This is a genomic window from Paenibacillus sp. FSL R7-0179 (assembly GCF_038002265.1).
Taxonomy (GTDB): domain Bacteria; phylum Bacillota; class Bacilli; order Paenibacillales; family Paenibacillaceae; genus Paenibacillus_AQ.
This window is the reverse complement of sequence record NZ_JBBOCC010000001.1, coordinates 3,783,951-3,810,424: the sequence shown is the minus strand read 5'-3', so window position 1 is coordinate 3,810,424 and position 26,474 is coordinate 3,783,951. Positions and strand designations below refer to the sequence as shown.

The 26,474-nt window shown below is 53.4% G+C and carries 21 protein-coding genes; 4 read left to right on the top strand and 17 right to left on the bottom strand.

Features of this window, described 5'->3' with window-relative positions; genetic code table 11:
* Positions 1-37: 37 nt before the first annotated feature.
* On the bottom strand, positions 38-1,795 hold the full coding sequence (locus MKX63_RS16755) for an ABC transporter substrate-binding protein (RefSeq protein ID WP_341018450.1): 1,758 nt from the start codon (positions 1,793-1,795) through the stop codon (positions 38-40).
* 250 nt (positions 1,796-2,045) lie between these two features.
* On the bottom strand, positions 2,046-2,948 hold the full coding sequence (locus tag MKX63_RS16750; RefSeq protein ID WP_341018448.1) for an ArsR/SmtB family transcription factor: 903 nt from the start codon (positions 2,946-2,948) through the stop codon (positions 2,046-2,048).
* Positions 2,949-3,099: 151 nt separating this feature from the next.
* Between MKX63_RS16750 and MKX63_RS16745 the strand changes: the two genes are divergently transcribed.
* On the top strand, positions 3,100-3,375 hold the full coding sequence (locus tag MKX63_RS16745; protein ID WP_341018447.1) for a GNAT family N-acetyltransferase: 276 nt from the start codon (positions 3,100-3,102) through the stop codon (positions 3,373-3,375).
* A 12-nt stretch (positions 3,376-3,387) separates the two neighbouring features.
* Positions 3,388-4,245 (top strand): GNAT family N-acetyltransferase, encoded by an 858-nt coding sequence (locus MKX63_RS16740; protein ID WP_341018446.1) that lies wholly within the window; start codon positions 3,388-3,390, stop codon positions 4,243-4,245.
* A gap of 225 nt (positions 4,246-4,470) precedes the next feature.
* Here the strand turns inward: MKX63_RS16740 and MKX63_RS16735 are convergent, their stop codons facing one another.
* From MKX63_RS16735 to MKX63_RS16720, 4 genes are all read right to left on the bottom strand, one after another.
* Positions 4,471-5,220, bottom strand: coding sequence for a hypothetical protein (locus MKX63_RS16735; RefSeq protein ID WP_341018445.1), 750 nt, complete (start codon positions 5,218-5,220; stop codon positions 4,471-4,473).
* A gap of 32 nt (positions 5,221-5,252) precedes the next feature.
* Complete coding sequence (locus MKX63_RS16730; protein ID WP_341018444.1) at positions 5,253-5,705, bottom strand: flavodoxin; 453 nt, start codon at positions 5,703-5,705, stop codon at positions 5,253-5,255.
* A 273-nt stretch (positions 5,706-5,978) separates the two neighbouring features.
* Positions 5,979-6,344: a VOC family protein gene (locus MKX63_RS16725; protein WP_341018443.1), complete on the bottom strand. Its 366-nt coding sequence runs from the start codon at positions 6,342-6,344 to the stop codon at positions 5,979-5,981.
* Positions 6,345-6,450: 106 nt separating this feature from the next.
* Positions 6,451-7,266 (bottom strand): helix-turn-helix domain-containing protein, encoded by an 816-nt coding sequence (locus MKX63_RS16720; RefSeq protein WP_341018441.1) that lies wholly within the window; start codon positions 7,264-7,266, stop codon positions 6,451-6,453.
* 282 nt (positions 7,267-7,548) lie between these two features.
* On the opposite strand from MKX63_RS16720, the gene MKX63_RS16715 reads away from it, so the two are divergent.
* Positions 7,549-8,412, top strand: coding sequence for a class I SAM-dependent methyltransferase (locus MKX63_RS16715; protein WP_340979699.1), 864 nt, complete (start codon positions 7,549-7,551; stop codon positions 8,410-8,412).
* 3 nt (positions 8,413-8,415) lie between these two features.
* A complete protein-coding gene (locus MKX63_RS16710) occupies positions 8,416-9,162 on the top strand; it encodes an RluA family pseudouridine synthase (RefSeq protein ID WP_341018439.1) in 747 nt (248 codons plus the stop codon).
* Positions 9,163-9,213: 51 nt separating this feature from the next.
* Here the strand turns inward: MKX63_RS16710 and MKX63_RS16705 are convergent, their stop codons facing one another.
* The 11 genes from MKX63_RS16705 to MKX63_RS16655 form a co-directional block, all read right to left on the bottom strand.
* Positions 9,214-9,657, bottom strand: a complete 444-nt coding sequence (locus tag MKX63_RS16705; RefSeq protein WP_036732955.1) for a MarR family winged helix-turn-helix transcriptional regulator — start codon at positions 9,655-9,657, stop codon at positions 9,214-9,216.
* 179 nt (positions 9,658-9,836) lie between these two features.
* Positions 9,837-12,278: a DNA gyrase subunit A gene (gene gyrA / locus MKX63_RS16700; RefSeq protein WP_341018438.1), complete on the bottom strand. Its 2,442-nt coding sequence runs from the start codon at positions 12,276-12,278 to the stop codon at positions 9,837-9,839.
* A gap of 387 nt (positions 12,279-12,665) precedes the next feature.
* Positions 12,666-14,648: a DNA topoisomerase IV subunit B gene (gene parE / locus MKX63_RS16695; RefSeq protein ID WP_341018436.1), complete on the bottom strand. Its 1,983-nt coding sequence runs from the start codon at positions 14,646-14,648 to the stop codon at positions 12,666-12,668.
* Between the two features lie 73 nt (positions 14,649-14,721).
* On the bottom strand, positions 14,722-15,711 hold the full coding sequence (locus MKX63_RS16690; protein ID WP_341018684.1) for an ABC transporter permease: 990 nt from the start codon (positions 15,709-15,711) through the stop codon (positions 14,722-14,724).
* On the bottom strand, positions 15,704-16,687 hold the full coding sequence (locus tag MKX63_RS16685) for an ABC transporter ATP-binding protein (protein ID WP_341018434.1): 984 nt from the start codon (positions 16,685-16,687) through the stop codon (positions 15,704-15,706). Before MKX63_RS16685 ends, MKX63_RS16690 begins: the two co-directional genes overlap by 8 nt.
* Positions 16,688-16,735: 48 nt before the next feature.
* Positions 16,736-17,656 (bottom strand): GDSL-type esterase/lipase family protein, encoded by a 921-nt coding sequence (locus MKX63_RS16680; RefSeq protein WP_341018432.1) that lies wholly within the window; start codon positions 17,654-17,656, stop codon positions 16,736-16,738.
* Positions 17,657-18,201: 545 nt separating this feature from the next.
* The gene (locus MKX63_RS16675; protein ID WP_341018431.1) at positions 18,202-18,981 is read right to left on the bottom strand and encodes a CAP domain-containing protein; all 780 of its coding nucleotides are present in this window, start codon (positions 18,979-18,981) and stop codon (positions 18,202-18,204) included.
* Positions 18,982-19,312: 331 nt separating this feature from the next.
* Positions 19,313-21,274, bottom strand: coding sequence for a WG repeat-containing protein (locus MKX63_RS16670; protein WP_341018430.1), 1,962 nt, complete (start codon positions 21,272-21,274; stop codon positions 19,313-19,315).
* 1,254 nt (positions 21,275-22,528) lie between these two features.
* Positions 22,529-23,536 carry a galactose/methyl galactoside ABC transporter permease MglC gene (gene mglC, locus MKX63_RS16665; protein WP_341018429.1) on the bottom strand — a complete coding sequence of 336 codons (1,008 nt, stop codon included), beginning with the start codon at positions 23,534-23,536 and terminating at the stop codon, positions 22,529-22,531.
* Between the two features lie 109 nt (positions 23,537-23,645).
* Entirely contained in the window at positions 23,646-25,157 is a 1,512-nt protein-coding gene (locus MKX63_RS16660) for a sugar ABC transporter ATP-binding protein (protein ID WP_341018428.1), read from the bottom strand.
* 161 nt (positions 25,158-25,318) lie between these two features.
* Positions 25,319-26,389, bottom strand: a complete 1,071-nt coding sequence (locus tag MKX63_RS16655; protein ID WP_036732933.1) for a galactose ABC transporter substrate-binding protein — start codon at positions 26,387-26,389, stop codon at positions 25,319-25,321.
* Positions 26,390-26,474 lie beyond the last annotated feature (85 nt).

The following is a 26,474-nucleotide window of genomic DNA, read 5'->3' as shown; positions in this document are numbered from 1 at the left end:
CCCTACCATGTGACACAGACAGGAGATGAACAATTCGTTATTTCAGAGTCCAGTTAGGCAGACTGCCGGCAAGACCGATGAACGGGCTGACCGAGAGATTCTCAATGCGGCCGTTATAGGCGTATACCGTTTTTTTGTAATTGGTAAAAATGACCGGCAGCTCGTCGTTGAATAGCTGATACAGCTCTTTATAGACTGCTTTGCGCTGTTCAATATCCGTCGTAGCCAGCGCTTTGTTGTACAGCTCAGTGAACTTCGGATTGTCATAGTCCGTGATCTCACCGTCGAAGAACTGCATGAAGCCATCCGCCGGATCGGTCAGCATACTGGTGGAGAAGGAGACGAGATCATAGTCCCCGCTCTCTGTCTTGGAGACAAGCGAGTTGAAGTCGGCGAAGATTTCCGGCTGGAAGTCAATGCCAAGCGCTGCGAAGTTCTCTTTGGCAACCGCGATGAAGATGTCGGAGCTCTTGCTCTTGCTGGCCAGATAATGGATGCTGAGCGGCTTGCCGTCCTTCTCGCGGATACCGCCTGCCCCTACGGTCCAGCCGGCTTCATCCAGCAGCTTCTTCGCCTGCTCAGGATCATATTTGTAAGGGTTAATGCCTTCCTCTGTATAAGACCAAGAGATCGGCGAAGCAGGAATGTTAGCTACGGCACCCGCGCCTTCAGCCGCGTCCACATAGATGCTCTGCCGGTCCAGCCCATAGGCAATCGCCTGTCTGACCCGCTTATCCTTGAGCTGCTCATGCTTCAGATTAACCTGCATATAACCATAAGTGCTTGGGGTATACGGGAGAATATTGACGTAACCGAGCTGTTTCAGCTTCGTGATATTTTCTTCTGTTGCAGGAAAAGAAGCATAGTCCACTTCACCCGTCTCAAGGAACTGCCAGGCATCCCCTGAGGTGGTTTTGTAGATAAAATGTTCTGTCTTAGGCTTGCCCTTGAAGTAATTCGGGTTGGCGACCAGCCGGACCTCTTGTCCGGGAATGAATTTCTCCAGCGTATATGGGCCATCGCCCAGCGGCTTCTCATGCAGCTTCTTGATATATTCGAGCTGGCCGAATTTGTAGTCCTTACCGTAGTAGGCCTTAGACAGCACATTGGAGCCCAGAGTCACCAGCGCCGTAGCATTAGGCTGCTCCAGCGTAACAGACAGGGTCTGCGGATCGATAATCCTGATGCCCTCAACTGTCTTGGCCGTTCCGGCCTTGTAAGCCTCGCCGCCCTTCACCTTCAGCGAGGGTAGCGAAGAGCCGCCGTCATAGGCTTTGTCGTACTGGAGAGTCCAGGTGAACGCCACATCCTCAGCCGTGAGCGGCGAGCCGTCGCTGAACTTCAGATCTTTGCGCAGATGGAACGTATATGTAAGCTGATCGTCCGACACCTCCCAGCTCTCGGCCAGCTCCGGTGTTGGCACCCCCTTGTCATCCACCGTCACCAGCGATGCATAGAGCAGTGAGGAGACATTGCCGTCATAACCGCTCTCCTGAAAATAAGGCGTGAAGGCTCCGCTGGGATCGGTAAGTCCTACGATGATGGTATCGGTGCGTTTCTGGGCGGCTGCGGGCAGCTTCGTAAGGTCGGTTGCAGTAAATGGCTCACTAAGCGCACCGGCAGGCACAACCTCTGGGGCCGAACTAGCTGCTGAGTTGGTTGAAGCCCCGCCCGGAGCAGAGCTGGCAGGAGTGGCTGTGGATGCTGCTTCCGGGCTACTGTTATTGGAGCAGGCGGACAGCAACAGCGAAGCTGCCAGGAATAATGAGGACAACACAAACGTACTTTTTCTCATAACATCATCTCTTTTCTCACAATTTATAAATTCTAATAATTCCTACCCACTAAGTATGAATAAAGACCGATAGTTCACATTATAGAAAGTAAAGTCTGTTCTGTAAATAGAGAACTCCAAAAAAATTCTCCAACAGAAGAATTAATTTGGTGAATCACAGCAAAAAAAGCCAAAATCTTCTCTTTTGCTGAGAAGATTTTGACTTCCGGTTAAACGTTCAAGTAAGGCTGAGAATACAAGCTGTGCGCTGTTATTTCAGATAAGCTGACAGCTGCTCGTTCATCTGCTGAATGCCCTCCAGCCGCAGACTGTACGCAATGACATTCTCCCCCTCGATATAAGCATTCAGCAGACCGGCACTCCGCAGGCTGGTAATATGGTCATGAACAATCCCCTTCGACAGACCTGCCTCTCTGGCAATCTCCGTGAATGATTTGCGCTCGCCGCCCAGCGATTTGAGAATTCGGAGACGGCTCTTCTCGCCCAGACTGCGGAGTGTCCGGTGCATGGCCAGTGAAATCTCTTCTTCCGGCACCTGGATTCTTGCGGCATAATGACATAGGGTCAGGTCACCGTAGCTGTACAGGATATTGATCGGCTGAAAATGAAACTGCGGAATCAGCACCAGCCTGCGCAGACCGCCGCCCGGCAAGAAATAGAATCCGTTCGTTGTCTTATTCACAAATTCGGCAACCGGGCTGCCCGTCAGCATCCCCCTCCGCTCCTCCGTATGCTGCTGCAGCTTGTCCATGATCACCGGATTGCAACTGCTGAAGTATTGCCGGTTCCACTCCGAGAGCAGGAAGACCATACGGCTGCGGTAGAGCTCCATTTGGACAGGAAATTGACTGACATGACCGCCAAGTGTCTCGTACATCTCCCCAACGGACAAGCCGCCAAGCCAGTCCAGCACAGTGCCCACACTTTGTTTGTCAGGGCACAGATGGACCAGCAGATTAAACAGCTTCCAATCATTATCCAGCTCCGTCTCCTCTAATGCTACCAGCAGCTCCGGGCTAAGCCGGCGTGACACCTCCGCCGCCCAGGACATGCCGAGATCGATCTTTTTACTCCCCTTCTTGCAGATGAACGTATGTATGCTGCTTATTAATTCATATACCGGATGAAAATGAACCTCTGCCTTGTAGTCCATGTCTATACCCCCTGATGCAACTTCTTGCCATTACAGCGTTAGTGCCATAATCATATCATATTATTCCCTGATCCTTCTTTCGCTTTCTCGCTTTTTGCCGGACAGGGTAGTAAAATAAAGGCACATTACCGGAATGGAGTGAGGTTATAAGATGGAGACAATTGCAAAGGGAGAAGGACGTTTCTATATCGCTGGTGACGGAAAAGACCTGGCCGAGATTACATACAGAACGGAAGAGAACACAGGGAATCTGGTGATTGACCATACCTTTGTCTCGGAGGATCTGCGCGGTCAGGGCGCGGGAGAAAAGCTCGTGCGGGCGGTCGTTGACCTGGCCCGTGAGCAGAAGGTCAAGATTGAACCGGTGTGCCCGTATGCGGCCCATCAATTCGAGAAGCACGCGGAATACAAGGATGTGCTCAAATAGGAGGAAGAACGTTTGACGAATACAGATACACTGAAACAGATTGAAGAGCTGCAGCAGCGCTGCGAGCAATATGAGGGCATTGCCCTGAAGCTGAACTGGGACATGCTCCGGCATCCCGGAGAAGCAGGCGGTGCCAAATACCTGGTAACCTATGAAGAGGAGCTGCTGACCGGATTCATCGGCCTGTACGGCATCGGCGGTGATATGGAGGTCTGCGGCATGGTCCGGCCAGGCTATCGCCGCCGGGGCATCTTCAGCGCTCTCTGGAAGCAGGCAGAGGCTATCATCAGGCAGGATAAAGTGAAAACGCTGCTGTTGAACACCCCTGCCGCATCAGCCTCAGGCCATGCTTACCTGAAGACCTTGCCGCTTGCCTTCAGCCATTCGGAGTTTCAGATGAAGTGGGACGGTGCGGGCAGCAAGGTCAGAGCCTCAGAGGCCAGCTCGGCCTCTGGCAATGTACTGCTCCGGCCTGCACGCCCGGAGGAGACCCCGCTGCTCATCGCCTTCGACTGTGACGGATTCCAGATGACGGAGGAAGACGCCGCTGAAATGTATGTGCAGCACGAACAGGAAGGCTCCCAGGAGCATATTATCATTGAGCTCAACGGCCAGCCTGCCGGCAAAATGCGGCTGTGGTCCGAGGACAACGAGACCTGGATCTACGGATTTGTGGTAGACAAGAAGCTGCGGGGGCTAGGTATTGGCCGGAGCGCGCTCATGCAGACCATCGAGCGGGAGCAGCGGAATTATAACGGCGTGAATCTGGAGGTTGCACTCGATAACCCGAATGCTCTGAAGCTCTATGAGAGCTGCGGATTCGTCGTGCTCAACCAGCAGGATTATTACACCTATCCTTTGAACAGCTAGCCTGGAAAGGAGTATTTCAAGAAGCATACATTGGGCCTGTGCGCCTTCGCGGCAGCACAATGTATGCTGTTTTCCGCATACATTATAACCCGAGGCCCCGCCTCCGCCCGATTGTATGCTGTTTTCCACATACAATTCCTAAACAATCAGAAAGCATCTCTTCACGGTCAAATGACCCTGGAGGAGATGCTTTTTTAGCATAGTCTCTTAATTCATCGTCTGCTTCTACATCAGCCCGTAGCCCCGCACCTGGGCTTCATCCCGGTCACTGCGGCGGTTGCTGCATTTCACACATCCCTCTGCCTGCTCTTCCCGCTCCAGAAAGACAGACAAGAGGCGCACATAATCCAGCGACTCCTGAAGAGGCATGTCTGCTCCGTCGTACAGCTGCCTGCGGCCATCCAATAGTGAGTAAATAGCGATCGTCTCCGCCGGCTTCCCGTAAGCCTTATGGCAGAACACATTCGCCATATGCAGAAATCCGGTAATTACCTGCTGGTCAGCGTGTACCATGAATTTCTGTATATTCAGACTGCGCCCCGTAAGCTCCGAATTCCAGGCCAGCTGAAAAATCACCGCCAGCTCAATCTCAAGCTCCCGGACAGGAACATGCCACTGCTCGAAACGCATCACCGGAATCTCTCCGGCGAAACTGCCTGCGACTATCCGCACCAGCTCATCGGCCACCGCCTGCTTGACATCCCAGTAATGCATCAGAGAAGGAAAAGCATTGCCCTTCGGCGGCCAGCGCCGCTCCAGCAGAAACTGGACCGGCGTCTCCCGGCGCACCTCGGGCCGGAGACTGTAGAAGTCATTAAGCGTATGTCCGACTGCATATTGAACCTGCTGTCTCCAGCGGGGAAGTCCGGTAGCAGGAGCTCCGCTGCCGGTCATCTCTGCTCCGCCCAGCATGATATGCTCCATGCGGTAATCATTCAGACGTCTGAACCGGCCAGCTTCAGCATCCGGCTTCATTTCTGTGAAGTCTCCTGCCGCCGCGCCCATCCTTAAGAGACCGCCGCGCAGGTCTCGATGAACTGGCGTCCGTAGGTGCGGCAAGCCTCTTTCTCCGCTGCATTCGGACCGTATTCAATCTTCAGGCTGGGCTGCACAATGTTGGCCCCGCGCTCCTTCAGCTTCTCTTCAATCTGATCCACCGCCCCGCAGTAGATCTCATATCCAGTGTCTCCGCTTCCGAAGGCCGCTGCCTTACAGGTGCTGAGATCCAGCTCATCCAGCTCTTCATAGAAATCCAGGAATTCATCCGGCAGCTCGCCGTCTCCCCAGGTGTACGCACCCAGCAGTACAGCCCCATAAGCTTTTATCTCATCCGCATTGCAGTCGGTAACCGATTTCAGTACCGCCTCTCCGCCTGCCGCGCGTATTCCTTCCACAATCAGTTCAGCGATTTCCTCCGTATTGCCGGTCAAGCTGGCATATGCCACTAGCACTTTAGCCATGACTTTAATCCTCCCAAGGTACAAATGAAATATATTCTCTATATCCGGTCCCCTAAGCCGACCGCGTCTTGCTTACTTTACGCTGTATTAATCCCATTCTATTTGATAATGATTATCATTGTCAACATTTAAAAGGGCTTCTGTTCTTAAAAAGGGCTTCTGTTCGTACCTTGGGCATCCTTGCCGCATAACACAAACAGCGCCAGTCCAGGACATAACTTCTGCCCGGTACTGACGCTCAGTAATTCTATTGTCATATGATGTGTGGAACGATTAATATCCGCCTTCCAGCAACGTAATGCCATTGCCGTCGGGATCACGGAAATTCATTTCTTTACCGCCGTACTCCATGGTTGCCGGGGGATGGCAATCCAGTCCTTTCGCCTTCAGCTGCTCATATGTTTCGTCCAGACTGCCACAGGAGAACACCAGATTAACAGTTCCTGTCGTCAGATTCTCCCATTTGGCTGCGTTCCATATAATGATGCCGGGCTGGCTGCGTTCAAAAGCAATTTTGGCGCCGTCAGATTCTCCGTAGCCCTCGAATGGAACTGGAATGCCTAGCACCTCTGAGTAGAATGCCGCCAGTGCCGCCGGATTTTTGCTGTACAGATTGATGCCGTCAAATGTTGTGATCATAATGATATCCTTCCCTTCACTCGCTTGTGATGTGTCCGGGCTGGTGTCAGCCGTTCTATCCTCATTGTAATTCTGTCTGCATGGCTTGTATTGCAAAAAAACGACATCAGCGCCGGGCATGGCTCAGCGCATCCAGCGGAGTTTTGCCCGCGAATTTCTTGAAATTGTTGATCAAATGGGACTGGTGACTGTACCCGTAGGTGAACACTATATCCTGCATTACGCCCTTCGTCTGCGGTGAACGGTACAGATCCAGCCAGACATTCTGAAAGCGGATCAGATCGGCCACCTTTTTGGGCGGAAGGCCGATATGCTGCCGGAACAGCCGTTCAAGCTGGCGGCTGCTTAAGCCCGAGCTGCTCTCCAGCGCCCCTGCTGTCATGATTCCGCGTGAAGTAAGCAGCCTGTGGACTGCATTCATCATCCCGTCACTGGTACGGTTTCCCCGTTCCAATCTCCGCAGAAGGAAGTCTTCAGCAGCAGCGATGCGCTCCGTCATGGTACGGATATGCTGGAGCCTGTCTCCCAGCTCCTTACGGAAGGTCCGGAAATAATACTCCACCGGAACATGCACATTCAGCACCTCCGTCAGCGGCTCGTCTACGAACAGATGAACGGCCCAGAAATGAAACCGGATGGCGAACCGCTGCACCGGCACAGGCTGTGCTGCTTGTCCTGTCTCGAACGGAGTGTCGTTAATCCCGCAGAAAATCCCGCTGGACTCCCCTGTCCGCTCATCCCATTCCCATATGATGTCCATGCAGCTGTCTGGTATGATGGTCTCCGTCCGCTGCGGCGGCGGCTGTGCTCCTGATCCCCAGTAGCAGCGGATATAAGGCTGAAGCAGCCTGCCCGGCAGATACTCGCCGCCTCCGGCCGGATTGGCCGTAATCGGATGATACAGCGCCGAAAGATTATACATCCGAGTGCAGCCTCCTTCCTTTGCTGTAACCTTGTATTCAGATCATACACAATCTCTGTAGGAAGTGCCAGAACGCATGCTTTTCCAAGTGGACTACGCCCCATGCTTATCGAATGATTATGTTGCAAAATGATCTGTCCTGCGTTTCCTGGTAATATTATACGCCTGCTGCTTGTTGGCTACACTGGGAATAGTCGCAGCTTTGCAACCATTTTGTTTGTAGCTGCGGGCTTAAATGTTGTACAATAAAGGCTAAATGACTTTTTGAAGGATGGATTAATAATGTATATAGCCAGTGATTGGAAAGACTATGAAGTGATCGATACCGGGGGCGGGGAGAAGCTCGAACGGTGGGGCGATATTATCCTGCGCCGTCCGGACCCGCAGATCATCTGGCCGCTGGCCAGCGAGAGCGCCAAGTGGCGGGATGTGCACGGACATTATCACCGCAGCTCCGCCGGAGGCGGTCAGTGGGAGATGAAGAAGACGATACCGGAGGACTGGAAGATCAGCTACGGCAAGCTGAAGTTCCACCTCCGCCCGACGAACTTCAAGCATACCGGACTGTTCCCGGAGCAGGCGGCCAACTGGCGCTGGATGATGGACAAGATCGCTGCGGCTAACCGGCCGATCTCCGTACTTAACCTGTTCGCATATACCGGCGGAGCCACTGTTGCGGCAGCAAGTGCCGGAGCCTCTGTCGTGCATGTCGATGCAGCCAAAGGCATGGTTCAATGGGCCAAGGAGAATATAGCTCTGTCCGGTCTGGCTGACAAGCCGCTACGCTTCATTACCGATGATGTATTCAAATTCGTCCAGCGCGAACAGCGCCGCGGCAGCAAATATGATGCCATTATTATGGACCCGCCGTCCTATGGAAGAGGGCCGGGCGGAGAAATGTGGAAGCTCGAATCCAGCCTCTATCCGTTCCTGGAGAGCTGTATGGAGATTATGAGCGACCGTCCGTTATTCATGCTGATTAACTCCTACACGACCGGCATCTCGCCAACCGTACTGCGCAACATGCTGTCGATGACCATGGGCAAGCGCTATGGCGGCAAGCTGAATTCCGGTGAGATCGGCTTGCCGATTACAGCCTCCGGCATGAATCTGCCTTGCGGGATTCTGGGCCGCTGGGAGGCGTGAGCCATGACCGCAGCGAATAACGGCGCAGCAGGAGAGTCCGGCAGCAGCCCCTCCCGGTTCGAGATTCTATATGAGGACAACCATCTGCTCGGGATTGTGAAGCCTGTCAATATCCCCGTTCAGGAGGATGCTACAGGCGACCCGGATCTCCTGACCCTCCTGAAGGAGGATGTGAAGGAACGCTATGCGAAGCCGGGCAACGTCTTCATGGGACTGGTTCACCGGCTGGACCGGCCTGTAGGCGGTGCGATGATCTTCGCCAAGACCTCGAAGGCAGCTTCCCGGCTATCCGAGAGCGTCCGCACCCACGCCTTCCAGAAGGTCTACCTGACGGTGGTGCATGGTCAGCTTCCGGGCGCAGAGGGCCGGCTGGAGCATACCCTGCTGAAGGACCCTAAGAGCAATACCGTCCAGGCAGTCCGGGAGGGAACGCCGGGCGGCAAGCAAGCGATCCTTGATTATACCGTGATTGGTACCGCAGAAGGCTATTCGCTGGTGAGGATTGACCTGCTGACCGGCCGCTCCCACCAGATCCGCGTTCAGCTCAGCAACGTTGGCTGTCCGCTCTATGGAGATCAGAAGTACGGCGCGGCCGTGAACAGACCGGGGCAGCAGATTGCCTTATGGTCTGCACTCACACGGTTCCCGCATCCGGTGACCAAAGAGGAAGTCGAGCTGCTCTCCCTGCCTCCCCGTTGCTATCCGTGGAATCTATGGACTCCGCAAATTCAAAAGCAGGCTATCCTTTAACGGACAGCCTGCTTTTTTGCGTTATCCTATATATAGGTTCTCAGTTGGTGCTTATACGGACTGTACCGAAGCTGCATCATCCACGGCCGGGGCAACCGCCATCTTCCCCATTAGGTACAGCAGCAGCTGCTGGTTATGGGAGGAAATGGGGTCCAGCGCTTCTGCAAAAAAGTCACTGCGGACCTTGAGTCCGCGCAGCGTCTCCCGCTGGCCAGTCTCGGTGATGCTCACCCAGACAATTCTGCGGTCCGAGGCATCGCGTTCACGGACAATCAGATTATGCTTCTCCATCCGGTCAAGCAGCATCGTCACGGCCGCCGGGCTGGTCGCCAGATGAGGGGCCAAATCAGAAGGCTTCATCGCATCACGCTCCTGCAGCAATTCCAGTACGGTTAGCTGGGCATCAGTCAGTGTAGGGGCAAGCTTGCTGTCCATATGTAGCTTATAGTCCTTTAATATCTTATGCCAGATTTTACTGAATTCAGTGGAGTGCACACTTATTCCTTCCTTTCCTGCGGATCTCTATCCGGTATATTTACTTTTTCGCCAGAAAAATTCCAAATCCTTCAAGGACGAAAAATAAAATCTTATCTGCAGCTATTCCCCCCTAAATAAAAGCGCGGGCAGCCCGTCACTCCAGAGCTGCCCGCGCCATTCCATGCGGTATTATGTTTTTACTTGACGGCCTGAAAAAGAATCGCGATCTCGTCCTTCTTCTCGACAGCAACCAGCTGCTTGCCTGTAGAACGGCGTTCAGCAATCGGCGCGGACTCGGAAGAGAAGGAATGTACCGCGCCGCTCTGGGTGATGGCGGTCACTTCCAGCGGCTCCTTGCAATAGAATGCGCCTGCCAGTCTGCTGCCGTTCGGGCGGACACGCTTGCCTTCCTTGAACTCGAAGGTTGGCATCCCTTTGCCTCCGCGGCTCTGGGAAGGATAATCCACCAGCAGGGAACGCTTGGCATAGCCGATGTCGGATATAGCCAGAATCTCGCCTTCATCCTCACTGACCCAGAAGCAGGAGACGACCTCATCGCCTTCACGAAGCTGTATTCCCCTAACTCCTGTGGCCACCCGGCCCATAGGATTCACTTCATTCTCGCGGAAACGGATGCTCATACCTTCACGGGTGACCAGCACGATGTCCTTGTCACCCCTGCTCAGCGCCACTGTAATGATCTCATCGCCTTCAGCCACCTTACAGGCGGCAACGGCGCCGGAACGGCTTGTAGAGTACTCCTTGAGCTCGGTACGCTTCACCTGGCCCTTGCGGGTGATGAAGACCAGACTGGCCAGCGGGTCCTCCAGATTGGTGACCGGCAGCACACTGACGACACTGTCTCCCTTATTCAGTCCGATGACGTTGACGATGGCCGTCCCCGGCTCTTTCCATTTGAACTCTGGAATCTGATGCACGGGAAGCAGGAAGTATTGACCCTTGCGGGTGAAGACGAGCAAGCTCTCCCGGGTATTCAGATCCAGCAGCTTGACGATATGATCGCCATCCTTAACCCCTGAAGAGTGGCGCTCCCCGCCTGAGCGGGTGAAGGACAGCATGCCGGTCCGCTTGATATAGCCGTCCGCAGAGAGTGCAACCAGTACATCCTCCGCATTGACCAGAACCTCCATGTTGACCTTAAGCTCCTCCACCTCGCCCTGGATCAGGGAACGGCGGTCCATCCCGTATTTATCACGAATCTCCAGCAGCTCCTTGCGGATGACTGCGATCAGCTTCTTGTCGCTGTCCAGAATCCCCTGGAGCACAGCAATCCGGGCCAGCATCTCATCCAGCTCCTTCTGCAGCGAATGAATCTCCAGATTGGTGAGACGGTAGAGCTGCAAGGTAAGAATGGAATCCGCCTGCCGTTCGCTGAAGCCGAACATCCAGACCAGATTATTCTGGGCATCCTGGCGGTTCTTCGAGGCCTTGATGGCGGCGATCACTTCATCCAGAATGTTCAGCGCCTTAACCAGTCCCTCCAGGACATGGGCACGGTCCTCTGCCCGTTCCAGATCGAACCGTGTACGGTGGGTAACCACTTCACGCTGGTGGGCAATGTAGGCTTCAAGGATCGCTTTAAGCCCGAGCTGCTGTGGAGCCTTATTAACAATCGCAACCATGTTGAAGTTGTAGGTGATTTGCAGGTCGGTTTTTTTGAGCAGGTAGGCTAAGACGCCTTGTGCATCTGCCTCCTTCTTCAGCTCCACCACGATGCGCAGGCCCTCACGGCCGCTCTCATCGCGGACCTCCGCGATCCCTTCGATCTTTTTCTCCAGACGGATGTTCTCCATGGAGGTTACCAGCCGTGATTTCACGATCTGGAAAGGCACCTCGGTAATCACGATCTGCTGCTTCCCGCCGCGCAGGTTCTCAATCTCCGTCTTGGAACGCAGATAAATACGGCCTTTGCCGCTGCGGTAAGCATCCATAATGCCGTCACCGCCCATAATGGTTCCGCCTGTCGGGAAATCCGGCCCCTTGATGAAGGTCATGATATCCTCCAGGGCAATGTCCGGCTTCTGCATGACAGCGATACAAGCGTCAATGACTTCCCGCAGGTTATGCGGCGGTATCTCCGTGGCGAACCCGGCCGAGATCCCGCTCGTCCCGTTCACCAGCAGGTTCGGATAACGGGAGGGAACCACCACCGGCTCCTTGGCCGTATTATCGAAGTTGTCCTTGAACAGAACGGTGCGCTTCTCAATATCGCGCATCATTTCCATGGCAATCGGAGACAGACGCGCTTCGGTATAACGCATCGCTGCTGCCGGATCATCATCCATGGAACCCCAGTTTCCGTGTCCGTCGACCAGCACATGCCCCATCTTCCACGGCTGTGCCATCCGCACCATCCCGTCGTAGATTGAGGAGTCTCCGTGGGGATGGTAGTTACCCATGACATCACCGACGGTTTTGGCTGACTTGCGGTATGGCTTATCCGGCGTATTACCGGAATCGTACATGGCATACAGAATCCGGCGCTGCACGGGCTTCAGCCCGTCGCGCACATCGGGGATCGCCCGGTCCTGAATGATATATTTGGAATACCGGCCAAACCGGTCACCCACGACCTCTTCCAGAAAAGCCGGCAAAAACTGCTCTGATAAACTGCTCATATCCTCTTCACCTTCTGTTCCTCATTCTGTCCGCGTTTTTAAAGATTGATGTTCTGACGCTTGGCGCTGAGATATTCAACCAATTTGCTTCAAAACGAGATCGTAATCTGAATAGAAGGGATGAGCGTAACTGCGGTGATTTTGGACTTCCGGCCGCTGTTGTATTTAGATTTCTAATTCATACGCTTTAGCGGATGAAATCTAAATACAAAGGCGGACGCTGACGCTCCTCCAGTTCCAAAATCCCCTCCGTTACTTCCCCTTCTATTCGATTAACAATTCTTACTTCAGCATACCGTGAGTAACCCAACCGCTTCGCTTATACAGATCATCAAAAAATTAAAAACGCGGAAGGTATCGTCACTTCCCATTTCACTTGCTCTACTCCTACTCCACGATTTCCGTGAAGTCGACGTTCTCGACAATCCAGCGCTTACGCGGATCGACTTTATCGCCCATCAGGGTGGAAACGCGGCGTTCCGCCTTGGCGGCATCCTCAATCTGCACCTGAAGCAGCGTACGCGAATCGGGATTCATCGTAGTCTCCCACAGCTGGTCCGGATTCATCTCACCCAGTCCCTTGTACCGCTGCAGCTCGAAATTCTTCCCGAATTCCTTCAGATAATTCTGCAACTCCTCATCGCTCCAGGCATAACGGACCGTCTCCAGCTTGCCCGATTTGCGTGTCAGCTTATACAGCGGCGGCTGGGCGATATAGACCTTGCCGGCATCGATCAGAGGCTTCATGTAGCGGTAGAAGAAGGTCAGCAGCAGCACCTGGATATGCGCACCGTCCGTATCGGCATCGGTCATAATGATGATTTTGGAATAATTGCTGTCCTCCACGGCAAAATCAGGCCCGATTCCCGCACCGATTGCCGAAATGATCGCCTTGTATTCGTCATTCTTCAGGATATCCAGCAGCTTGGCCTTCTCGGGGTTCATCGGCTTGCCCTTCAGCGGCAGGATGGCCTGAATCTTGGAATCCCGCCCCTGCTTCGCGGAGCCACCGGCCGAATCGCCCTCTACGATGAAGATCTCGGTACGTGTAACATCCTTGGACTGTGCAGGCGACAGCTTGCCGCCCAGATTCGAGCTCTCACTGCGCTTCTTGCCGCTGCGGATCTCATCCCGGGCTTTGCGGGCCGCTTCACGGGCCTTGGAGGCCTGAATCGACTTCTTCAGCAGGCTCTGTGCGACCTGAGGGTTCTCTTCCAGGAACCGCGCCATCCGCTCGGAGACAATGAAGTCCACCGCGCTGCGGGCAGATGCGCTTCCGAGCTGATCCTTCGTCTGTCCGACAAATTCCACATCCGACATCTTGATGCTGATGACCGCCATCATGCCCTCACGCAGATCGTTTCCTTCCAGATTCTTGTCCTTCTCCTTAAGCAGCTGCGTCCGGCGGGCATAATCATTCAGCACACGGGTATAGGCTGTCTTGAAGCCTGTCTCGTGTGTTCCCCCGCTGCGGGTAGGAATGGAGTTGACAAAAGAAGCGATCGTCTCCGTATACCCCGCATTATACTGCAGCGCGATTTCCACCTCGATCTCGTCCTTCTCGGAGCTGAAATGGATCACATCGTGCAGGACGTCCTTGCCTTCGTTCAGGAATTGCACGAACTGGCTGGCGCCGCCTTCGTAGAAGAATTCATCCTGGCGTCCGCTGCGCTCATCGGTCAGGACGATCCGCAGGCCGGAATTCAGGAAAGCAATCTCCTGGACCCGCTCTGCCAGCGTATCATAATTAAGCGAAATGCCTGCGGAGAAGACGCGAATATCCGGCTTGAAGGTAATCTTCGAACCGGTTTTATTCGTATTTCCCAGTATCTCAAGACCGGTTACAGGCTCACCGACATGCTCTTTACCGTTCTTGTCGATCCAGTATTCAAAGCGCTGGCGGTGGATTTTACCTTCCCGGTAGATCTCAACTTCCAGCCACTCGGACAACGCATTGGTTACCGAAGCACCGACACCGTGCAGGCCGCCCGATTTCTTGTAGCCGGAGCCGCCGAATTTGCCGCCTGCGTGCAGAATAGTGAATACCACCTGCGGCGTTGGGACTCCAGTCTTGTGCATTCCAGTTGGTATTCCGCGTCCGTTGTCAATTACGGTCACCGATCCGTCTTTACGGAGGGTGATATCAATCTTCGAGCAAAACTTCGCCAAATGCTCATCTACGGCATTATCTACTATTTCCCATACTAAATGGTGCAGACCCGAGGAACTCGTACTGCCAATATACATGCCGGGCCGTTTGCGGACCGCAACCAGACCTTCGAGCACCTGAATGTCGTCAGCATCGTATCCAGTCCGGCCTGCTTCGCCGTTCTTAGAGACTTTTGCAAACATATCGATCTGTTCGAGCATTCATGCTCCTCCTTCACTTGTCTTCCTGTCTCTCTAAAAATGCAAACAAACGTTTTCGTTCACTTTGTACATTCTAATTCAAAATATCCCGTTTCGTAAAGACGGCGAATGAAATGATTACGGCCGCAAGCCCCCAAACGCCCAGAACCGCCATCGAAAAGCCCAGCGTCATGCCCTCAATCGGCGCGGGAGTGCCCGCTAAATAAGTCGTCAGCTCCATGTTGACCATAAATAAATATTTGGCCGCCGTCCAGGCTGAAGCCATATTGGTCAGGATCGTTCCGGCAATCAGCGCCGCCATCATCACTACAATGCTCGCAGCCGTGCTGCGGACCAGCACCGACACCATGAAGGCCAGCAGGGCCACCACGATGCTGACATACCAGATCAGCCCGCCCTGCATCAGCAGATACTTCCACTGCTCCACGGCATGAACCTTAGACATATCTACAGTGTCACCGTTTAGCTGAAAGCCTGTGAACACCGGAACGTTGAACCCCTTATAGCCAAAAGCCAGCCCCGAGACCAGATAACTGATTACAAATACAGACAGGACGATCAGCGAGACGAACATCAGCAGCGCTGCCATTTTGCTGAACAACACCTTCCAGCGCCTTACAGGGCGGGTCAGCAGCATTTTAATCGTGCCTGTCGTCCGCTCCCCGGAGACCAGGTCGGAGGCAACCGCCATGATCAGCAGCGGAATGAAGAGGGAGACAGAATTATTGACAAACTCCCGGGTGAACGTTACTCCGCTCGGCTCCTTCGGATTCACATCATGATCCAGATAATACTGCAATTGCTGGAGAAAAATCCGCCGGTACGACTTCCATTCCTCCGGAATCCGGTCGCTGCCGAGCGAGTTCTGATTGTCGGTAATCTGCTGCTGGATCTCCAGTCTCCAGTCAGAGTTAAATTTGTCACGGCTACGCTCGGCTATGCGCATTTGCGCATAGGTAAATATTGGAACCAGCACGAGCAGGATCAGCAGGATGATATAGAAACGTTTCTTTTTAATAATCTTCAGGCACTCATTTCGGATGAGCGGCAGCAGGTTAATCAATGGCTTCACCCTCCGTTAGCTTCAAGAATAGCTGTTCCAGTGTAGGGTTGATTTTATGCACAGCCCGGACTTCCACCTCTTGTGCAACCAGCACGGCGACAATCTCCGGGATCAGCTCCTCATCCATTGCCGTAACCAGGGAATTAATGCCCATGCCTGCGATGACCGAGTCATCCAGGGTAACCTCGTCCAGATGAAGCAGCGCGATATCCGGCCGCCCGGCCATGATGTCTCTTGCCCGCTGAAGCGGCTCCAGCTCCCACAGGACATACGGTGAGTTACGGGCAACCAGTTCGTCTACAGCGCCTACAGCGAGTACGCGGCCTTTGCTGATTATGGCTACGCGGTCGCACAGCAGCTGGATTTCGCTCAGCAGATGACTGGACACAAAAACCGCCAGCCCTTCGTCTGCCAGCTTGCGGATGAATTCACGCAGTTCCTTGATCCCCTTCGGATCCAGGCCGTTGGTCGGCTCATCGAGAATCAGCAGCCGGGGCCGGCCGAGAAGGGCTTGGGCAATACCGAGCCGCTGGCGCATCCCGAGTGAATACGTGCTGACTTTATCTTGAATGCGCTGATCGAGCCGCACGATCTCAACAACCTCGGCAATCCGCTGCGCGTCTACTCCGGGCTGCATACGGGCAAAGTGCTGCAGGTTCTCCCAACCGGTCAGATACGTGTAGACCTCGGGATTCTCGACGATGGAACCGACGTATTGCAGCGCTTTTTCCGGATTCCGGTTCACATTGAAGCCGCAGACGGTAATCGTCCCTTCGCTCGGGCGGATCAGGTCCACCAGCATGCGGATGGTTGTGGTTTTGCCGGCTCCATTCGGACCGAGAAAGCCGAAGATCTCGCCTTTTTTCACATCAAACGTAACATCATCTATAATCCACTTGCGGCCGATTTTTTTGCGAACTCCCCGGGCGGACAGGACGACTTCTTCCCCTGGTGTCTCATGAATAGTTCTCGCCATCATATACAGCTCCTTGCCACAGTCATTTCTGTTCCAAAAATCCTCTGATCAACGAACGGCTTGTACAATCCGCTCGCTCATCCGCTGATAACCGTCCCCGTTCGGGTGAAAATGATCGCTTGACAGGTATTTCGCCAAATGGCGGTCAAACAGGTCAAAGGTCGGGACCAGTGTCATGTTCTGATGTCTGTTGATGATATCCATCGCCGCATTATTCCAAGCCGTCACCGCCTGATTACCGGGAATTAGCAGCCCCTCAATATCTCCGAAGGGATTATAAAGTCCGATGTAATAGACCTGGGCCTGCGGATTCACTTCTGCAACGGTATCCAGTATGCTTCCCAGCCGTTTAGCAGCCCCTGGCAGAGCAGAGAGGAGCGATTCCGGAGTCAGATCGCCGGCAGATGCGGTTGGAACCGGCGCCACGCCTTCTACTTTGTTATTCGCAGGGACTTCTGTGCTCTGAGGTGCCGCCTGCTCCGAAGGCTTCGCTGAAGCGGCTGCTTGTCCGCTGCTCCCGCCTGTGCCCATAATATCCGAGCCCCGGAACAGATCGTTCCCGCCGATGGAGATCAGGATCACATTCGCCTGACGCAGCGCGTACTGCACCCCTTCCTCCTGAAGCTTGCTCTGCAAGGCAGCTGTAGTCAGGCCGTTAATGCCCATATTGCCCAGCAGCTCTGCCTTTCCTCCATTGGCCGACAAGGCATCGACGGTCCGCTTAACAAACCCCTGCCCGGAGTTGTCGCCGGTCCCTTTGGCCAGAGAATCGCCAAGCGCCAGGATCTTGTATTCATCACTTGCCGCGGCTGTCGGTGCCGCCGTCTCCTGCTGAAGGGAGGAGAGGAATTGCTCCCCCTTCGGGTTCATAATATCGCCTACTGCATACACAAATCCTGTAATCAAAAGTAAAGTTGCCAGGATGGACACCAGGCTCACTGTCCTCCAGGTCCATTTGGAATCCTTCAAAGCTATCCCTCCATCTGCCGTACTCTTCTGCTTAGCCCATCATTCACAGCATTATTAACTATGTAGATAAACATAATTCTTCTTTGGAGAATTTGCAAACGGAAAGGGTTTGTTTAGGTGAGGGGCGCGGCTGCGGTGATTTTGGACTTACGGCCGCTGTTGTCTTTGGATTTCCTGATTCAAACCGCTACTCGCGGTAGAAATCCAAAGACAAAGGCGGACGCTACCGCTCCTACAGTTCCAAAATCCCCTCCGCCGCTTCACACCTAAACGGTGAAAGCAGCAAAGGCGGCACGATAGCGCTGCGCTGATCGTGCAAAGACCGCGTACTGCGGCAAGATAGCGCTGCGCTGATCGTGCAAGAACGCGTACTGCGTGCGGCACGATGGCGCTACGCTGATCCTGCAGGAGCAATATTACTTTTAGCTACTTTGGCTGAACTTCATTCGCAGCATAAGATTCGTCCTTTGTGCTAAAAACATAAAAACGCCCCCCGGCAATGCCGGAGGGCGGAGTTAATGTTACTTACTTTGAATTACATTAAGTTACTTACCGATGAATTCCTGGACCCAGTAGTTATTATCGAAGCCAACGCCGATGTAGTTGAAATTGGCGCTCAGGATGTTAGCCTTATGACCCGGGCTGTTCATCCATGCGGTCATGACTTCCTGAGGAGTCTTCTGGCCCATAGCGATATTCTCGCCAGCCGCCTTATACGTAATGCCGAAGGCCGACATCATATCGAAAGGTGATCCGTAGGTCGGAGAAGTGTGTGAGAAATAGTTGTTCGAGCGCATATCCGTAGCCTTCGCCGCAGCCACTTTGTTCAGGCTGTCCAGTGCAGAGACAGGGGCTAGTCCAGCTGCAGCGCGCTCTTTATTCACCAGTGCAACTACTTGCTGTGTGTAGCTGGAGGCGTTGTTACCAACCGCAGGCACTGCAGATGGAGCCGGGGTTGCCACAGGTTTTGCAGTGGCAACGGGTGCCGGTGCTGGCTTAGCAGTGGCTACCGGTGCAGCCGTAGCCACTGGTGCTGCTGTAGCAACCGGCTTAGCTGATGCTACAGGCTGTGCTGCCGGGGCAGCTGCAGCTGGCGTTGTGTATACAAAGGTTTTAGTGACAGTGTACGTATTGCCACCAAGTACGAAAGTCTTCGAATTGTTCTGTGTGAAATATTCCATGAGCTGTGCGAAATTCATATCTGATCCGGTTGCCGCTGGGGCTCCGGCTGCTGCTGCGTTTGCTTGTAATGGAAGAGAAATGCCAAGCGCCATAACAGCGGCTACGCTTCCACCTATCATTCTTCTCAAAGTCTTGCTTTTCATTCTGCCATCTCCTTAATCTTCGTTGTGGTCTATCGTGCTGCCAGGGGTGCCCATCTACAAATGTTACAAAGTTGTAATTTGTTCCTACGTCATTGTAACATAAAACTATCAGCTGTGCGCTTCTAAATTCTGTAATTTTTGTAGATTGAGAGGCTTGTCCCCTCCAGCAGCGGCACAAGAAACAGCATTGCCGTCCTTTTCAGGACGGCTGTGTCTATACTATATATCGGCGCTTCTATAGAGATTGAACATAGAAAATGGCCAAACATTCTCTGGAGTCACGCCCACCCCTATAAGAAAACTTCAAAGTACAATCGATATAATATTTACTTTAATGAAAAGACTGCCAGAACTCCCCTTCGGTCGAAATCAGGCCCATAATCTCTGCATAGGGAATGCGGAAGGTTGGAAATCCTGCTGAATAAGGAGCAATCTCATAAGGGGCAAAATACAGGTAAAGCGCCTGCGCATCCACATAAAAGGGCTGATCCGCTGTAATGCCTTTATACGTGTCAGGGAAAACATAGGAATACTGCGGATCATTCTTAATCTGCTTGCCGACGATGTCACTGAGCTTCTGCACATATTTGCTGCCGGGCTTGAACAGATCACTGAGCGTGTAGAATTTACCGGTGCGCAGGTTGATATGCTCATAGATCCGGGTAGGCATGCCGTGCGCAGCGCCGAACGGAAAATGATAACCGCTAAGCTCAAGCACCAGCAGATTCTTACGGAAGAAGGAGACGGCGAAATCCCCCGTATAGCTGAAATCCTGTGTGCCTCCTCCCGTCCCCGCCCCGTATGGGAGCGACAGAATGCGCAGCTTGTCATTTACCGCCTTCGAGACCTCGGCAACCGCAATCCCTTCCACGACCGGATAATAGACCAGATAGTCCCGGTTCGGCTTGTATTTCTTCTCCAGCACAGAGTATGGCGGTCTGAGCGGAATGACTCCGTTTTGCCGCCAGACCTGCTTGCCTTTACGGTCATAATAGGAGGTGCGCAGATCAATATCCGCGCGGATCAGGCTGCCGCTGAAGGACAGTGATCCAGAGCCTGCGATGACCGGAGGCTGGGCAGCCTTTTTCCCGCTGGTGTCAATAAAATACGTATCCTTGGCATCATACACCGACGCGAGTCCCTGCTGATAATTGTTCACGCCCAGCAGCGGGTGGGTGCTGAGAATTCGTCCGGTCAGCGCATCAGCTATGACGTAGCTGGAGCCTCTATAGGGCTGATCCGCATACAGCGGGGTTCCCAGCGCCACACGGTTCTCTCCCAGCTGCTGCACCTCATAATAGACGGCGGGAATAATCATTTTACCCTGCTTGTCGATCAGACCGTAGGCGTTGCCATAATCCGCAGCTGTGTTAATCACCGCACGGCCCTCTGAGAACGGAAGTGCTGCCGTATACTGTGGCTGGATAGCAATCGTGCCGTCCGTGTGGAGATAACCGTATTTTCCATCCTCCGTTGCCTGAAAGGCCAGCAGCCCATCCCCCGGATACCCGACAAAAGGATGTTTGTACGTATGCAGCACCGCGCCATGAACATCAATCAGCGCATATTCCCCTTCGGCTATTTTGACCAGTGCAGTCCCGTTCGAGAAATCCCCGGCATCCAAATAGACGGCTGGCAGCACCTCTTTGCCCTGGGCATCCAGGTAACCATACAGCGAGTTCCCCCCGGTAGTATTCTGCTTGGAGAACAGCGCACGGCCTTCGTGCAGCGAATTCAGATAGTCATAGCGCGCGGACGTCACTTCTTTGCCTTTTTCATCAATAAAAGTGTAGCCCTTCGCATCCGATACCACGGCCCGCCCCTCGGAAAAAGGACCAATGAAAGAATAGACCGGTTTGACCCGCTCCCGCCCGGAGCTGTCAATCAGCCCGCTAACATCCCCCCGCTGCACCACCGCCAGGCCATTCTCCTGAAACTCCTCCGCATAATCATATCTCGGCTCTATCACAATCCGGCCGTCGTTGTTGATATATCCCCACAGCGTCCCGTCCTTGAGTTTAAAAGGAGCCGGATGCAGCAGCTCCGCCCGCAGGCCTATGCCGTCCTCCGGGAACACAATGAGCGCCTCCAGCGGCTTTTTGGAATAGTCTACGCGGTATAAGCCCGCCTCTGCCGGGATCGTCACGAACAGGTCTTCTTCCGCCCGGATGAAATCCTCCTCCTGCTGCGGAATACACTCATTCCAGCCGATGCCGTCCCACCGCCATACCTCTGTGTGAATCAGACCGTTGTCATTCCCTTTTCCCAGCTCGTTCAGCTTAATCCTCAGCATGCTGTCGTTCTCCTTTACAAAGGCTTTTGCCTATAGGATATGAATGTGAGGGGGAAAGGGTGTGTCTGTGCTTAGGAACGGCGGCTGAAGTTGAGGACTGGAGGCGTTTAGGGATTAAAAATTATAAAGGCGATGTCGTAACTGCGGTGAGTTTTGGACTTCCGGCCGCTGCCCAGTTTGGATTTCCTGATTCGGACCGCTGCTCGCGGTAGAAATCCAAACCAAGCCTATGCTTTCGAAGCGAGCTTTCCTGCGGAAAGCTTTCAGGCGGACGCTCCCGCTCCTCCAGTTCCAAAATCCCCTCCGTTACTGCTGCCTTTCTGTTGGTAACCTTAAGGGCAACACAAACACACCCTTTCGGAGGGTGTGTACCGGAGATACAAGGGCTGCTTCGCCTGCCCTTGAAGAATGAGAATAACCCTTCTGCTGGGCGGGCAAAAGTTTATTTAAAATCTATAAAAGAAAAACATAAAACTCTATTCAGCGGACTGGATAAATACGTCCGCAAATAACCGTGCTAAATCTGTCTGTTGCCTATTATCTGATGGTAACTGCTTACCACCTGCTCTCTGCCACTAACTGCTAATTGCTGCCTACCGCCTGCTGAACTACTTACCTACGCTGTCAGTTACCTAATTGCAAGCTGCTTGACTCCTGCTGCCTGCTGCTTCCCTTCTACCACCTCGGGAACAGAATAAAAACTATTAATTGGTAACGGGTAGCTGCGAAATCCTGCCTAAAATGCAACATTCGGCTACCGGCACTGACTTTAAACTAACATTGTTGTATTAAATGCAGCATTTTACCGCCCACAAGCCAATTAGAAGAGAAAATGTTGTAATTCGTGCAACATTCACCCTGAGTTACCCTGTTCCAGCTCGTCGGAGTTGCATTTATTGCAACAAACCATGATCACCTGTCCGAGTAGCGGAGGGAATTCGAGAACTGGAAGAGCAATAGAGCCCAAAAGTCCCCAAATTCATAGCAGGTGCAGGTACTCACATCATTTGGAGCAACGCTGCGACAAATCCGGGGCAGCCAAAAAACGTTTGCGGGATACCGCAAACGCTCTTTGGCTGCCTACCCCACCCTTGGTGAGGTGATAGGAGTACCGGAGGGGATTTTGGAACTGTAGGAGCGATAGCGTCCGCCTTTGTCTCCGAATTTTAACCATATAACGGTTCATTCAATAAATTTGGAGACAACAGCGGCCGGAAGTCCAAAATCCCCGCAGGTACGGCTAATCACCGAACCTTATTTCTTCGATGAATATTTCCGCATATCAAACGACACCGCAGCGATAATGATCAAGCCTTTGATAATCAGCTGGTAGTACGGGCTAATTCCGATGAAGGTCAGGCCGTAGTTGATCAGGGTGAAGATAATCACGCCGACCAGGACGCCTGGAACGGTACCGATTCCGCCTGTGGTGGATACGCCGCCGACGACGCAGGCTGCGATGGCATCAAGCTCGTACATGTTCCCGTAGTTATTGGTGGCACCGCCGGTTCTTGCCGCTTCAAGCACACCGGCCAGACCGTACAGGGCACCAGCGATGGCGTAGATGTAGATCAGGTTCTTGGAGACATTGATCCCGGATACCTTGGCTGCCTGCATGTTGCCGCCGATGGCGTACATGTTTTTGCCCAGCTTGGTTTTGTTGAACAGCACCCAGACGATCGCCGCGATTCCGAGGGCTATGAGTACGATGTAAGGAATGGAATATTGGCCGCTGCCGATGAAACCGGAGCCGATGTTGGTGAAGTCCTGGCGCAGACCGCCGATGGGCTGGGATTGGTTAGGGTCCATATCGAAGTACAGGGAGTTCAGGCCATATACAATCAGCATCGTGCCCAGGGTGGCAATAAACGGCGGAACGTTCAGCTTGGAGACGATAATTCCGTTGACGAGACCGCAGAGCAGACCGGCCACAATGGCGATCAGAATCGGCAGCCAGACCTGCACCTGCGGCAGATCAGGGAAGAAGCGGCGGGAGTAATCGGGTATCTGCAGCATGGAAGCTGAGATCACCGCTGTGAAGCCGACCACCCGGCCTGCCGACAAGTCGGTCCCGGCGGTGATCAGGATAAAGGCTACCCCGAGCGCAATAATAACGCGTGTGGAGGACTGGATCAGTACATCCCGCAAGGTGTTAATGGACATGAAGCTTGGCTCGTATATGATAATCCCCATAATCAGCAGGACCAGCACGATGTAGATTGCGTTTTGAGTCACGAAGGACTGCGCTCTTTTAATAGTCATAATTGTGTTCCTCCTTAATTGTTACGCGAAGTTTAAGCATTCATTGCTAAGCTTCTTCAGCCTTGCAGCTGCCTTATGGTCTTCGCCGTCCTGTGAGTGTAGCTCCTGATTAATGCTGTGCGGCGAGACGCATCACTTCGGTTTCCGTAGCCTGCGCACCTTCTAATATTCCTGTCAGCCGTCCTTCGGACATCACCATAACACGGTCGGACATCCCCAGCAGCTCGGGCATCTCCGAGGAGATCATAATGATGCTCTTCCCCTGCTTCGCCAGGTCGGCAATGATCGTATAGATCTCGAACTTCGCACCGACGTCAATCCCGCGTGTCGGCTCATCGAGCAACAGCACCTCAGGCTCAGTAAGCAGCCATCTGGCCAGCAGCACCTTCTGCTGATTCCCGCCGGAGAGATTCATAATCTGCGTTTTGGTCGTTGGCGTTTTGGTGCGCAGCTTTTCAATCATTTTATCCACTTCAACCTTCTTCTTGCGGCCGTTCAGCAGCAGATAAGGCGTCTTGTAGCGGTCCAGGTTGGCGATAGCTCCATTCTCATGCACAGACAGCACAGGGAAAATCCCCGTCACGCGGCGCTCCTCAGTCAACAGGGCCAGTCCGTGTTTTTTGGCATCCTGCGGAGAGTTGATCTTCACATTCTTGCCGTCAAGCGAGATGGAGCCGGATTTCACCGCGCGCAGTCCGAACAGCGCCTCAATAACCTCGGTTCGCTGTGCGCCGACCAGACCGCCGACACCCAGAATCTCCCCGCGTCTTAACTCGAAGGAGACATCCTTGAAGGATCTGGGCTCGGGTGAGGTCAGGCCTTCCACCTTCATGAACACCTTGCCTGGAACATTGGTGCGCTCCGGGAAACGGTTCGTCAGATCGCGTCCGACCATCTTGGAGATAATCAGGTCCGTGGTCAGCTCGGCCGAAGGCCAGGTGCCGATCTTTTTACCATCACGCATAATCGTCACTTCATCGGAGATTTCCAGGATTTCTTCCATTTTGTGAGAGATATAGATAATAGCTACGCCTCTTTTTTGCAGGTCCCGGATGATCCGGAACAGATGCTCCACTTCCACACTCGTTAAGGACGAGGTTGGCTCATCCATGACAATAACACGGGAGTGAAAAGAGACCGCCTTCGCGATTTCGATGGATTGGATCTTGGATACAGATAGCTTGCCCACCAGCGTTTCGGGATTCAGGTCGATATCCAGATCTTTGAACAGGTTTTCTGTGTCGGTAAACATTTTTTTGTGGTCAATGAACTGAAGCGGCCCGATACCCTTGGTTGGAAAACGTCCCAGCCAGATGTTCTCCATCACGCTGCGGAAAGGTACAGGGTGCAGCTCCTGATGGATCATCGAGATGCCGTGCTTCAGTGCTTCGCTCGAACTTGAAATGGAGGCCTTCTGGCCATCCAGAAAGATCTCACCGGCATCCGGTGAATAGATTCCAAAGAGACATTTCATCAGTGTGGACTTACCTGCCCCGTTCTCGCCCATAAGTGCATGAACCGAGCCCGGACGAACCTTAATGCTGACTCCATCCAGCGCCTTCACGCCGGGAAATTCTTTGGTAATGCCGTTCATTTCCAGCAAAAATTCCGTATTTGCCATGTTGTTACGCCCCCTACGCTTTTTGTCTTTTTCCATGAGAGGCACAGCGGTTCCATCCTGCTCCCTACCCGTAAGGAATTCCGGAGAGCGCGATGCAGCGCCCTCCGGGACTGGTATCTATGTTACGTATCTGTATTTGTAGCCTTGCACCCGGTAATGGATTATTGCGCGTCCGCTACGTTGTCTTTGGTGATCTTTTTGTAGGAGATCCATACAAACTGGTTGTCTGTGATGTCGAAGCCTACGTTCTCTTTGGTCGGCGTTTCGCCTTTGGCCAGCAGAGCGGCCAGGGTGATCGCTGCTTTACCTTGGTTGTTGGCATCGTTCAGTACGGTGCCGAGCATCGTTCCGTCCTGCAAAGCCTGAACCGCAGGTGCTGTTGCATCCACGCCTACAACCGGCATGTATTTGTCGCCGCTGAAGTAGCCTTGAGCCTTCAGAGCTTCGATGGCGCCGAGTGCCATGTCATCGTTGTTGGCCAGTACGGCTTCAATCTTGTCGCCGTGGGAGCCGAGGAAGGCGGCCATTTTCTCTTGGCCTTTTACACGATCCCACATCGCGGTATCTTCAGCCAGCTTCTCTACCTTGATGCCGGCATCTTCGATTGCCTGGATGGAATACGTGGTGCGCAGCTCGGCATCCTGGTGTCCCGGTTCGCCCTTCAGCATGACATATTGCAGCACGCCGTCGCCGTTCTTGTCCGCTTCAGGGTGTGCCTTCCAGTAGTCCACAATCAGCTGGCCGGACATGGTGCCGGACTCTTCAGCCTTGGCGCCTACATAGTAGACCTTATCCCATTTCTTCATATCTTCCGGCAGCGGCTCGCGGTTCAGGAAAACCACTGGAATGTTCGCTGTCTTGGCCTTGTCAATGATGACGCCGGCAGCAGTACGGTCTACCGGGTTAATCAGCATGCCGTTATATTTCTTGGTGATGAACAGATCCACCTTATCGTTCTGTGTCGGCTGGGAATTCTGGCTGTCTACGATATCTACCGTGGCAATGCCCTTAGCAGCAGCGTCGATGGCGTTGCGGACACCCGTCATGAATGTGTCGTCGAATTTGTAGATCGCTACCCCGACCTTTGGAGTCTCAGCAGAACCGGAATTCGCCGTGTTAGCCGCAGTTCCTGTGTTAGCAGCATCAGCCGCCTTGTTATTGTTGCCGCCGCAGCCTGCGAGAGCCGCACCCAGCAATGCACTGGCAAGTAAAACGGAAGTGATTTTTTTCATGTCTAATTGACCTCCTGAGGATATTTCTTTATTTGGATGATCCCGGTGTGTCCCGGGTACATCCTTATTATGCCCTACGTGAAAA

Excerpts from the sequence above, each read along its gene's own strand:
- MKX63_RS16715 (WP_340979699.1), top strand. The coding sequence starts at position 7,549 with ATGTATATAGCCAGTGATTGGAAAGACTATGAAGTGATCGATACCGGG.
- MKX63_RS16655 (WP_036732933.1), bottom strand. The coding sequence starts at position 26,389 with ATGAAAAAAATCACTTCCGTTTTACTTGCCAGTGCATTGCTGGGTGCG.
- MKX63_RS16725 (WP_341018443.1), bottom strand. The coding sequence starts at position 6,344 with ATGATCACAACATTTGACGGCATCAATCTGTACAGCAAAAATCCGGCG.
- gyrA (WP_341018438.1), bottom strand. The coding sequence starts at position 12,278 with ATGAGCAGTTTATCAGAGCAGTTTTTGCCGGCTTTTCTGGAAGAGGTC.
- MKX63_RS16750 (WP_341018448.1), bottom strand. The coding sequence starts at position 2,948 with ATGGACTACAAGGCAGAGGTTCATTTTCATCCGGTATATGAATTAATA.
- MKX63_RS16660 (WP_341018428.1), bottom strand. The coding sequence starts at position 25,157 with ATGGCAAATACGGAATTTTTGCTGGAAATGAACGGCATTACCAAAGAA.
- MKX63_RS16720 (WP_341018441.1), bottom strand. The coding sequence starts at position 7,266 with ATGTATAATCTTTCGGCGCTGTATCATCCGATTACGGCCAATCCGGCC.
- MKX63_RS16675 (WP_341018431.1), bottom strand. The coding sequence starts at position 18,981 with ATGAAAAGCAAGACTTTGAGAAGAATGATAGGTGGAAGCGTAGCCGCT.
- mglC (WP_341018429.1), bottom strand. The coding sequence starts at position 23,536 with ATGACTATTAAAAGAGCGCAGTCCTTCGTGACTCAAAACGCAATCTAC.
- MKX63_RS16755 (WP_341018450.1), bottom strand. The coding sequence starts at position 1,795 with ATGAGAAAAAGTACGTTTGTGTTGTCCTCATTATTCCTGGCAGCTTCG.
- parE (WP_341018436.1), bottom strand. The coding sequence starts at position 14,648 with ATGCTCGAACAGATCGATATGTTTGCAAAAGTCTCTAAGAACGGCGAA.
- MKX63_RS16745 (WP_341018447.1), top strand. The coding sequence starts at position 3,100 with ATGGAGACAATTGCAAAGGGAGAAGGACGTTTCTATATCGCTGGTGAC.
- MKX63_RS16735 (WP_341018445.1), bottom strand. The coding sequence starts at position 5,220 with ATGAAGCCGGATGCTGAAGCTGGCCGGTTCAGACGTCTGAATGATTAC.
- MKX63_RS16670 (WP_341018430.1), bottom strand. The coding sequence starts at position 21,274 with ATGCTGAGGATTAAGCTGAACGAGCTGGGAAAAGGGAATGACAACGGT.
- MKX63_RS16730 (WP_341018444.1), bottom strand. The coding sequence starts at position 5,705 with ATGGCTAAAGTGCTAGTGGCATATGCCAGCTTGACCGGCAATACGGAG.
- MKX63_RS16710 (WP_341018439.1), top strand. The coding sequence starts at position 8,416 with ATGACCGCAGCGAATAACGGCGCAGCAGGAGAGTCCGGCAGCAGCCCC.
- MKX63_RS16685 (WP_341018434.1), bottom strand. The coding sequence starts at position 16,687 with ATGGCGAGAACTATTCATGAGACACCAGGGGAAGAAGTCGTCCTGTCC.